Consider the following 2589-nt stretch of genomic DNA (forward strand, 5'->3'; position numbering starts at 1 on the left):
ATTAGCGAAGGAGAAAAGCCTGATTACGTTCACCTTATTGAGCAGGGTTGGGCGTGTCGTTACAAGCTTCTTGAGCATGGCGACCAGAATATCGTGGCCTTTTTTCTTCCTGGAGATATGTGCGATATCCATATTACGATTCTTGATGAAATGGATCACTCTATCCATGCGCTGACTCCTGTGAAGCTTACTCGAATTCCATCTAAGGAAATGAACTATATTTTTAATAATTTTCCTTGGCTCACACGCGCGCTCTTCTGGTCAACACTCGTAGATGAGGCGATCCTACGCGAGTGGTTAGCAAGTGTAGCAAACCGTTCAGCGGATACGAGATTGGCTCATGTTTTTTGTGAGCTATTATTACGCGCACGTGCTGCCGGGCTCACCCAGGACAATAGCTTTGAGCTTCCTCTGACTCAGGAAGAGCTAGGCGAGGCAATGGGGCTGACAAACATACATACTAACAGAGTTATTCAGAAGTTGCGTAGGGATGGCTTGTTAACACTTAACAACAAGCGCATGGCAATTCATGACTGGGAGAGAATAAAGGAGTTCTCAGGCTTCAGAGCCAACTATCTTCATTACCAAAAATCAGAATATTAATCCGTTACTTCAATAAAGTTACGCTTCTAGCTGTCTATGCACTAAGTTGACACTCGCCAGCATAACGCGGAAAAGGCTCTTGCTTATGAAGCTTGCCCGATTTATTCAGACTAAAATGGAGTCACTGCTTGAAGACTGGGAAGAAGCCGCCCTACACATCGCCCCGGCATTGAAAGGCGAAGACAGCCGCGCCTTGAGGGACCATGCTCGTACGATGCTGGAGTTCATCGCGCGAGACCTCTTGACCTCTCAGACCGGGCAAGACTCGGCCCGCAAGGCCCTTGGCAAAGGCGAGGCCCCCGCTTCGGCGGCCGCTGAGGGACACGGCACGGACCGTCTTGAGCAGGGGCTGTCCATGCTCCAGGTGATACAGGAGCTGTGGGCACTGCGGGCACGGGTTACCGAGGCCTGGGGCAATGAGCAGCAGGGGCTCACCTCGAAGGATCTGGATGAGCTAGTGAAGTTTAACGAGGCCATCGACCAGTTAGTTGCCAACTCGGTGTCAAGTTATTCCGACTGCAAAGAGCAGGTGACACGCCTGTTCGAAGCCATGCTGAAAGTCTCCCCCGACCTCTCCGCCATATTCGATCCCGACGGCAAGTTTCTGTTTTTCAACACGGCGATGTCAGACCTGGCTAGTACGCCGGCCCAGGAGGCCATTGGGAAAACCCCGCTTGAGCTGGGCCTAGGATTTGCCATTGAGCTGCACGATGCGATTGCCGAAACCGTCACGACCGGCCAGGTCCAGCGGAGGGAGTTTCATTGTCCTTTGCTATCAGGCCGTGAGTTGTATTTAGACTGCCAGCTTGTTCCAGTTTTTGACGATCAGGGCGAAGTTGAAGCTGTTGTCAAGATGTCGCGGGACATCACTGAGCGTAAACAAGTCGAGCGCCAGATCTGGCGAAGCGCCAATTTTGATTCGCTCACCGGCATCCCCAATCGGCGGCTGTTCCTCGACCGGCTTGAGCAGAGCCTGCTGGAGGCCAAACGAAAGAACAGCTCCTTTGCCTTACTGTTCATCGACCTGGACCGCTTCAAGCAAGCCAACGATCAGCTCGGCCACAAGGGCGGTGACCGGCTGCTGGAGCAGGTGGCCGAACGGATAAGGACCAACGTCCGGGCCATGGATACTGTGGCCCGTCTCGGCGGAGATGAATTCACCTTGATCTTGAAAGACACCCGTAGGAAAGACGCGAAGGAGGCCGCCAAGGCACTACTGACCAATCTCGAACGCGCGTTTGACGTTGATTCCCACCGGGTTCACCTTTCCGGCAGCATCGGCCTGACCCTGTACCCCGATGACGGCAAGGATACCGACCAGCTGATGCATAATGCCGATCACGCCATGTACGCTGCCAAGCACCAGGGAGGCCACCAGGTTCAACTCTACGCGTCCTGGATGGCGCAAAGCGAATCAGAGCACATGCGGTTGAACAGGGAACTGGATGATGCCCTCAGCGAGAACCAGCTGGAGGTTTACTACCAGCCCATTATTGATATCCGTACGGGTGCCATCTCCAAGGCTGAGGCCCTGCTCCGATGGAATCATCCGAATAAGGGACTACTGCCTCCGGCCGCTTTTCTGTCCATTGCCGAGCAAAGCGGCATGATGGACAGAATCAACGCCTATGTCCTGGAGCAGGCGGTGACCTGTTCGCTCCGGTGGCGCAACCAGCACGGTGCCGGCTTTCCGATCAACATCAACGAATCACCCTCCTCCTTTCTCACCCGATCCCTTGTGCACCAGTGGCGGGCGCGGCTGACACAAAGTGATCGCGATGGGAGCCGGATTACCATGGAACTGCCCCCTGCCTGCCTGGCCAACATTCGTGCCTCCGGCTTCAATCCGGCCAAAAGTTTTGGCTTGGCTGGGTTGCGGCTACACTTGGCAGTCGACCATTTTGGGATCGAGCCTTTCTCCTTATTAGCTCTTCAGGAGTTCCAGGTGGGCAGCATCAAGGTGGACAGAGAATTGATCAAGGACGC

At 54.3% G+C, this 2589-nt stretch carries 2 protein-coding genes; both read left to right on the forward strand.

Going from position 1 to position 2589, the window contains the following annotated elements:
- The coding region (locus KG088_RS19370; RefSeq protein ID WP_250148393.1) for a Crp/Fnr family transcriptional regulator at positions 1 to 603 on the forward strand (603 nt) is incomplete at its 5' end.
- Positions 604 to 688: 85 nt separating this feature from the next.
- On the forward strand, positions 689 to 2589 hold a 1901-nt coding region (locus tag KG088_RS19375; RefSeq protein WP_213828242.1), incomplete at its 3' end, for a putative bifunctional diguanylate cyclase/phosphodiesterase.

This window comes from Halomonas jincaotanensis (genome assembly GCF_018448785.1).
Classification (GTDB): Bacteria; Pseudomonadota; Gammaproteobacteria; order Pseudomonadales; family Halomonadaceae; genus Halomonas; species Halomonas jincaotanensis.